Annotated in this window: 7 protein-coding genes; 3 read left to right on the top strand and 4 right to left on the bottom strand. The window is 72.6% G+C overall.

Features of this window, described 5'->3' with window-relative positions; genetic code table 11:
* A partial coding sequence (locus H5J29_RS15245; protein WP_181781620.1) for an ABC transporter ATP-binding protein occupies nt 1-1,731 on the bottom strand: 1,731 nt, incomplete at its 3' end.
* Nucleotides 1,732-1,891: 160 nt separating this feature from the next.
* The gene (locus H5J29_RS15240) at nt 1,892-2,050 is read right to left on the bottom strand and encodes a hypothetical protein (protein ID WP_181781619.1); all 159 of its coding nucleotides are present in this window, start codon (nt 2,048-2,050) and stop codon (nt 1,892-1,894) included.
* Between the two features lie 238 nt (nt 2,051-2,288).
* Between H5J29_RS15240 and H5J29_RS15235 the strand changes: the two genes are divergently transcribed.
* Nucleotides 2,289-3,626, top strand: coding sequence for a hypothetical protein (locus tag H5J29_RS15235; RefSeq protein ID WP_312858243.1), 1,338 nt, complete (start codon nt 2,289-2,291; stop codon nt 3,624-3,626).
* Here H5J29_RS15235 and H5J29_RS15230 read toward each other — a convergent pair.
* Both H5J29_RS15230 and H5J29_RS15225 read right to left on the bottom strand, forming a co-directional pair.
* Nucleotides 3,598-4,032, bottom strand: a complete 435-nt coding sequence (locus H5J29_RS15230) for a hypothetical protein (RefSeq protein ID WP_312858242.1) — start codon at nt 4,030-4,032, stop codon at nt 3,598-3,600. The genes H5J29_RS15235 and H5J29_RS15230 overlap by 29 nt on opposite strands.
* On the bottom strand, nt 4,029-5,216 hold the full coding sequence (locus tag H5J29_RS15225; protein ID WP_181781617.1) for a molybdopterin-dependent oxidoreductase: 1,188 nt from the start codon (nt 5,214-5,216) through the stop codon (nt 4,029-4,031). Before H5J29_RS15225 ends, H5J29_RS15230 begins: the two co-directional genes overlap by 4 nt.
* A gap of 140 nt (nt 5,217-5,356) precedes the next feature.
* Here H5J29_RS15225 and H5J29_RS15220 point away from each other — a divergent pair, with 140 nt between their 5' ends.
* A complete protein-coding gene (locus H5J29_RS15220; RefSeq protein ID WP_181781616.1) occupies nt 5,357-6,046 on the top strand; it encodes a response regulator transcription factor in 690 nt (229 codons plus the stop codon).
* A 3-nt stretch (nt 6,047-6,049) separates the two neighbouring features.
* Nucleotides 6,050-7,093, top strand: a complete 1,044-nt coding sequence (locus tag H5J29_RS15215) for a sensor histidine kinase (RefSeq protein WP_312858240.1) — start codon at nt 6,050-6,052, stop codon at nt 7,091-7,093.
* The last annotated feature ends 103 nt before the right edge of the window (nt 7,094-7,196 follow it).

The raw sequence follows: 7,196 nt of genomic DNA, 5'->3' as shown, positions 1-7,196 counted from the left end.
GGCGTTCGCGCCGTGGTGCAGGCGGTAGAGGTGGGCGTAGCCGGGGCAGCCGGTGAGCAGCTCGGTGTGGGTGCCCGCGCCGAGGATCCGGCCCTTCTCCAGGTAGAGGATCCGGTCGGCGTCGGTCACGGTGAGCAGGTTGTGGCTGATCACGATGGTGGTGCGGCCGGTCATCAGCCGCCGCATCGGGCCCATGACCTGCTCGGTGGAGTGGGCGTCGAGACCGGTGGTGGGCTCGTCGAGCAGCAGGACCGGCGCGTCGCGGATCATTGCCCGCGCGATCGCCAGGCGCTGGCGCTGGCCTCCGGAGAGCAGCCTGCCCCGCTGCCCGACGGGGGTGTCGTAGCCCTGGGGGAGCGCGGTCACGAAGTCGTGGGCGTCCGCGGCACGGGCCGCGGCGATCATCTCCGGCTCGGTGGCGTCGGGACGGCCCCAGAGGATGTTGTCCCGCACGCTGCCGTCGAAGACCAGCGTCTCCTGCAGCACCGCGGCGACGTTCTCCCGGACCCGGACGAGGTCCAGGTCGCGCAGGTCCACGTCGTCGAGGGCGACCCGGCCGTGCTCGGGGTCGTAGAAGCGCAGCAGCAGCTTGGTCAGCGTCGTCTTGCCCGCCCCACTCGGCCCGACGACGGCGAGGGTCCCCCCGGGCGGGACGTCCAGGCTGATCCCGTCCAGCGCGGGACGGTCGGTGCCGGGGTAGGTGAACCGCACGTCGTCGAGCCGGACGGCCCCGCGGGCCCGGTCCAGCGGGACGGGGTGCGGGTGCTCGGCGACCGAGGGCTCCTCGCGCAGGATCTCGATGATCCGCTCGGCGCCCGCGCTCGCGGCGAAGATCGTGTTGGTGAGCCCGGCGAGGCCCTTGATCGGCGAGTACATCTGCGAGAGGTAGCCGAGGAAGACCAGCAGGCCGCCGAGGGTGAGCGCGTCCTGCGACATCTGCCAGACGGCGAACGCGGCCACCACGAGGACGGCGCCGATCTCGAACAGGTCGATCAGCGGGCTGAAGATCGCGCGCAGCCGGGCCGCGACCATCGAGGCCGCGAACGACCCGAGGTTCTCGATGCGGAAGCGGCGGGTCTCGGCGGGCTGGCGGTTGTAGGCGTGCACGAGGGCGGCGTTGCCCAGGCTCTCCTCGGCCACCGCGCCGATCCGCCCGCCGCGCTTGCTGGTCTCGCGGGCGGCGGCCTTGAGGCGCTTGCTGAAGTACCGCGACGCCAGCGCGAACAGCGGCACGCTCACCAGCGAGACGAGTGCGAGCTGCCAGTTCAGGAAGAACAGCAGGCCGCCGTAGACCACCAGCCGCACCCCGTAGGACACCAGCTGCATCAGGCCGGACACGACGAGTGACTCGATCGCGTTGACGTCACCGGAGAGCCGGGAGAGCAGATCGCCGACCGGGCGGCGTTCGAAGAAGCCGGGCGACATGCGGTGCATGTGCGCGAACAACCGGTCCCGCAGATCCAGGACGAATCGTTCGCCCACCCACGTGCAGAGATAGTCGTCGGCGAAGGAGAGGAGTCCGCCGAGCACCATGATGCCGACGAACAGTGCGGCAACGGTGCCGAATGCGTCGAAATTGCGCGGGGTCAGCACGTCGTCGACGAGGATCTTGAACAGCCACAGGTTGGCGGCGTCGATCATCGGTCCGACGGCGATGAACGCCAGGCAGACCGCGAGCCGTCCGCGGTAGGGCCGGGTGTAGGGCCAGAAGTGCGCCAGGACCGTACGCACCGCCAGCGCGGGGGTCCCACCGGATGGGGCTGTCACGAGTCTCGCCTCCGGAGCTACTGTCTGTGCTGGTCAGGGCCCTGGACGAGGCCCGGACACGCGGCGACCCCGCCCCGCCGGACGAACGGGCGGGGCGGGGTCACCGGAGAAAGAGCGGCCTAGCTCAGCGACGCCCGCCGCGACGCTTGCCCTCGAAGGAGCGGTACTCCTCCTCCTTGGACTTGTCGAAGGTCTCGTACTCGAACGCGAGGCGCGAGCCCGACTCCTCGGACGACTTGCGCTTGAAGACCGACGTCACGCTGTCGAACGCGTTGCGACCCATCAGGGGTACTCCATTCCGAGAAATCTTCCAGTGATGCAGGACCGCCGTGGCGACCTCGCACTGGCCATATTGAGTGGGATCGCCCGGCGATACGCCGAAGATCGTCGTCCCACACGAAAGTGGAGCGCGCTACGAAAAGGAGCATCGATCGGTTCATCGTTTTATTTCACCCGATGGGGTGTATCACGACGACGACGGCCACCGGCGGAGCGCCGAGTCCGCGAGATAGCGTGCCGCCGTGACCGAGATCCGAGCCCGCCGTGACGAGCGGCGCGGTGTCCGGGGGGATCTCCTGGTCGTGGCCGCCGCGGTGGCGCTGGTCGTGGCCGCAGTGGTGGTCGGGCGTAGCCTGCTCGCCGACGGTGTCGAGATCTTCCTGGGGTGGCCGCCCCTGCTGGCCGAGTGGCTGCCTCACGTCGGGCCGGGGACGCCGGCCGCGATCGTCGTGGCCGGCGCGACGGTGGTGTGGGGGCCCGGGCTCGCGGCCCGGCTGCGCTGGGCCCCGCTGCTGTGCACGGCGTGGGCAGCCGCGTTCGCCTGGACCGTGTCCCTCGCGCTCATCGACGGCTGGCAGCGTGGCGTTGTCGAGCGGCTGAGCAGCGGCGAGGAGTACCTGTCCGACGTCCCGCGGGTCGCGGAGCTCGGCGGGATCGGGCCCATGCTGCGGGTCTTCTCCGACCACATCCTCACCACCGCCGTCGACCCGACCCAGACCTGGTTCTGGACCACCCACGTCGGCGGGCATCCGGCGGGAGCGTTCCTGCTGTTCACGGTGCTGGACCGACTCGGGCTGGGCTCGGGCGGAGCCGCCGGGCTCGTCGTGATGCTCGTCGGGTCCTCGGCTGCGGTCGCCGTGGCGGTGACGCTGCGCGTGCTCGGCCAGGAGGACCTCGCCCGCCGGGTCCTGCCGTTCTCGGTGCTGTTCCCCGGGGCCGTGTGGGTCGGGGTGTCGGCGGACGGGCTGTTCGCCGGATGGCTGGCCTGGGGCGTGGCGCTGCTGGCCGTCGCCGCCGTGCGGCGGAACATGCTCGTGGCGGTCGGCAGCGGCCTGCTGCTCGGCTATGCCCTCTACCTGTCCTACGGCTTGGTCCTGGGCGGGCTGCTCCCACTCGCCGTGCTCGTGGCGACGCGGCGGTGGCGGGTGCTGGTGCCGACGGTCGTCGGGGTCCTGGTCGTGGTCGGGGCGTTCACCGCGGCCGGGTTCTGGTGGTTCGACGGGTTCGCCGACCTCCGCGTGATCTACGCGGCCAGCGCCGCGGCGACCCGGCCGTACTCCTACTTCGTGTGGGCGAACCTCGCCGCGCTCGCCTTCGCGCTGGGCCCCGCCGGGGTGGCGGCGCTGCGCCGCACACCCTCGCTGCCGCGGGCCACGCTACTGCTCGTCGGGGCCGCGGTGGCCGCGATCCTGCTGGCCGACCTGTCCGGGATGTCGAAGGCGGAGGTGGAGCGGATCTGGCTGCCGTTCGCGGTGTGGGCGATGGTGGCCTGCGGGGCGCTGCCGCACCCGAGGAGGTGGCTGGTCGCCCAGGCCGTGCTGGCGCTGGTGGTCAACCACCTGCTGCTGACCGTCTGGTGACGCGCACGACCCAGACCAGCGCGGACACCCCCACCATCGCCGCACAGAGCCACAGCCAGCGGGCGAGGAACGGCTCCTGGTCCAGGCCCGTCGCACCGCGGACGACCGGCTCGCCCTGCCGGATGATCCCGGGCAGGAACACCAGGAAGGTCAGGGCTGCGCCCATCAGCGGCAGCCGGACGTGGTTGACCAGCGGGACCCGTGTCGTCGGCAACAGGGTCAGCGCCCGGTCGGCGGCCGCGTAGAGCGGGAACAGCACTAGGTCGTGCAGCAGCAGAGCCCCGGCGAACCAGATCAGCATGCCGAGGATGGACGGGTGCAGCGTCGGATCGCGCAGGATGATCGTGGTCGCGTAGGCACCCAACGCCAGGCACGCGACGACCCCCACGACCCGCACGGCCTTCACGCTCGGAACCCGATCGCCGCGACCCACTTCGTGCAGTGCACCCCGGGCAGCGCCGGAACGATGATCCGGGCCGGGAAGCCGTGGTCCCGGGACAGGTCGGCTCCGTTCACCTGCAACGCGAGCAGCGAGTCCGGGTGTAGCACCTGGTCGCTCGTCAGTGACGCCCGAGCGAACGGACCCTCCTCCACCGAGCTGACGTCGGCGCCGGACGGCCCGTCCACGCCCGCCACGGCGGCGAGGTCCCGCAGCCGGACCCCGGTCCAGGTCTGTTGGGTCGACCAGCCCTCCACACAGGAGATCGGCAGGTCGGCGGTGTGCTGAGGCAGCGCCGCGAGCTCGGCGCGGGTCAGCCGCACCCCGCCGAGGTCCAGGCGCCACTCCGCGCCGATCGCCTGCTCGGAGACGCCGGACGCGGCGAACGTCCGGTTGACCGGGAAGTCCCCCGGCGCGGTCCTGCCGCGCGGGAGCAGCAGGGCGGTCGGCCGCAGGGCATCGACGGTCTGGCCGAGGGTCAGCCCGGCGAGCAGGACCACGCCTCCACCGACCACCGCCAGCGCGCCGCGACGGCTCATCGTCGGCGGATCGGGATCGGGCGCCACCAGCTCGTCCGGTGGTTCGGACCGGGTCTCGGCGAGGGGGGTGCGCAGCTCCTCCCGGAACGACCGCGACCGCAGGCTGCGCATCATCGTCGGCAGCTTCAGGGCCACGTGCAGGACGAACCCGGCGATGAACACCCACGCCCCGACGTAGTGCGCGGCGTAGAAGCTGAACCCGAACACGTAGTCGTACTGGATGTTCAGCAGCCCGGTGACGATCTCGAACAGGATCCCGCCGACCAGCATGATCAGGCTGAGGCGCTCCAACGCCTTCAGCGGGTTGCGCGGCAGCGCGGTGAACAGCTTCGGGATGACCGACCACAGCTTCGCCAGCACCACCGGAACCAGGACGATCCCCAGCCCGACGTGCAGGCCCTGGGTGAGCCGGAACAGCCACGCCGGCCGGGTGGGCCAGTCGAAGGCGGGCAGGTGCAGGAACCCGACGTCCGCCGGGATCGGCTGCGATCCGTACGCGACCCAGTCCAGCAGCCCGGTCACGATCACCACGGGCAGGGCGCAGAGCAGCACCAGCCCGAACACCGAGGTCAACCAGGGCCCACGGATCGGGCTGCGCCAGCGGATCGTCATGGACCGTCGAATCCTCACGGTCGCCGACCGTAGGCCCCGGCAGGCACTGTCCGAGGCGATCCGGCAGAGCGGTAAGGATCTCGTGAGCCGGCCTTACCGAACGATGACGGATCCCGCCGGGGAGCCGCCGCAGCGCTAGCGTGACCGGCGTGTGCGCACATGTCCTGGTGGTCGACGACGACGAGACCGTCCGCGACGTCGTCGGCCGCTACCTGGGCGCCGCCGGCCACGAGGTCGAGCTGGTCGGCGACGGCCCCGGCGCGCTGCGGGCGGCCAGGGCGACCCCGCCGGACGTGCTCGTCCTGGATCTGATGCTCCCCGGCCTCAGCGGCCTGGAGGTCTGCCGGGCCCTGCGCGCGGAGGGCGACCTCCCGATCGTCATGCTCACCGCGCTCGGCGAGGAGGACGACCGGCTCCTCGGCCTCGAGCTGGGTGCGGACGACTACGTGACCAAGCCCTTCAGTCCGCGCGAGCTCGTGCTGCGCATCGGCTCGATCCTGCGGCGCGCCGGGGCACCCGTCTCCTCCCCCGTGCTCGTCGACGGGTCCCTGCGGGTCGATCCGGCGGCCCGCGAGGCCACCCTGAACGGTGGGGCGTTGGCGCTGACCACGCGGGAGTTCGACCTGCTCGCGTTCCTGCTCGGCCATCCCGGGCAGGCGTTCACCCGCGAGGAGCTGCTGTCGCAGGTGTGGGGCTGGGAGTTCGGGGACCGCTCCACGGTGACGGTCCACGTCCGGAGGCTGCGCGAGAAGGTCGAGGCGGACCCGACCGCGCCCCGGCGCATCGCCACCATCTGGGGCACCGGCTACCGCTACGACCGGGAGACCTGAGCCGTGCCCGCCGAGCTGCTGCAGGCCGCACCCCTGGCGCTGCTGTTCGCGCTGCCGGTCGCCGTCGTCGGGGGGTTGCTGCTGCACCTGATGCGGCGCCGCTCGATGACCGCCGCCATGGTCACCCTCGCGCTCGTCCCGCTGGCCGCCGCGCTGGGCGGCGTGGTCGGGGTGAGTGGGCTGATGTACACCCCGCAGCTGGTCGGCACGATCGCGGTCTGCGCGGTCGTCGGGCTCGCCACGGTGCCGGTCGCCTGGTGGCTCGGCAGCCGGTTCGCCCGCGACGCGCTCTGGCAGCGGGAGGCCGACGCGGCCGAGCTGGAGGCGGTACGCCACGCCGAGGCGGCCCGCCGCGAGCTGGTCGCCTGGATGAGCCACGACCTGCGGACCCCGCTCGCCGGCATCCGCGGGATGACCGACGCCCTCGCCGACGGCATCGTCACGGGCCCCGAGGCCGCCGAGTACCTCGCCCGCATCCGACGCGAGTCCGATCGGATGGCGGACATGGTCGAGGACCTCTTCCAGCTCTCCCGCGCGACGTCCGCCGGGCTGGACCTCACACTCGTCCCGTTGGCGCTCGGCGAGGTGGTGTCCGACGCCGTCGCCGCCGAGTGCACGACCGCCTCCGCCGCAGGGGTGGCGGTCGTCGCGGACCGTCCGGAGGACTGGCCGGTGGTGTCCGGGAGCGACTCGGAGCTGACCCGCGCCGTGCGCAACCTGCTGACCAACGCCGTCCGGCACACCCCCGCGGGTGGCCGGATCGAGCTGGCCGCGGGCGTCCGCGAAGGACGGGCGTGGCTGCGGATCCAGGACGGCTGCGGCGGGATCCCCGAGGGGGACCTGGACCGGGTCTTCACCGTCGGGTTCCGTGGCGAACACGCCCGCACTCCCGGCCAGGGCCCCGGCGCGGGCCTCGGGCTGGCGATCGCCCGGGCGTTCGTCGAGGCGCACGGTGGCGGGATCACGGTACGCAACCACGCTCCCGGCTGTGTCTTCGAGCTGGAGCTGCCTCATGTCGTCCCGGCCCGGCGGGTCGCCCAGGCCTGAGCGCCTGCGTCCCTCTGCCTCCCCGCGCGGACAGCCCGCGTCCCGCCCCGCCCGGCGGCCGGGCGAGCACCGCGCGATCCCGCCGGATCGCCGGGCGTGCGCA

Origin of the sequence: Pseudonocardia pini, assembly GCF_013870575.1 — a bacterium.
In the GTDB taxonomy this organism is placed as follows: Bacteria; Actinomycetota; Actinomycetes; order Mycobacteriales; family Pseudonocardiaceae; genus Pseudonocardia; species Pseudonocardia pini.
The sequence above is the reverse complement of the archived record's forward strand: the minus strand, read 5'-3'. Positions and strand labels throughout refer to the sequence as shown.

Excerpts from the sequence above, each read along its gene's own strand:
- H5J29_RS15240 (WP_181781619.1), bottom strand. The coding sequence starts at position 2,050 with ATGGGTCGCAACGCGTTCGACAGCGTGACGTCGGTCTTCAAGCGCAAG.
- H5J29_RS15225 (WP_181781617.1), bottom strand. The coding sequence starts at position 5,216 with ATGACGATCCGCTGGCGCAGCCCGATCCGTGGGCCCTGGTTGACCTCG.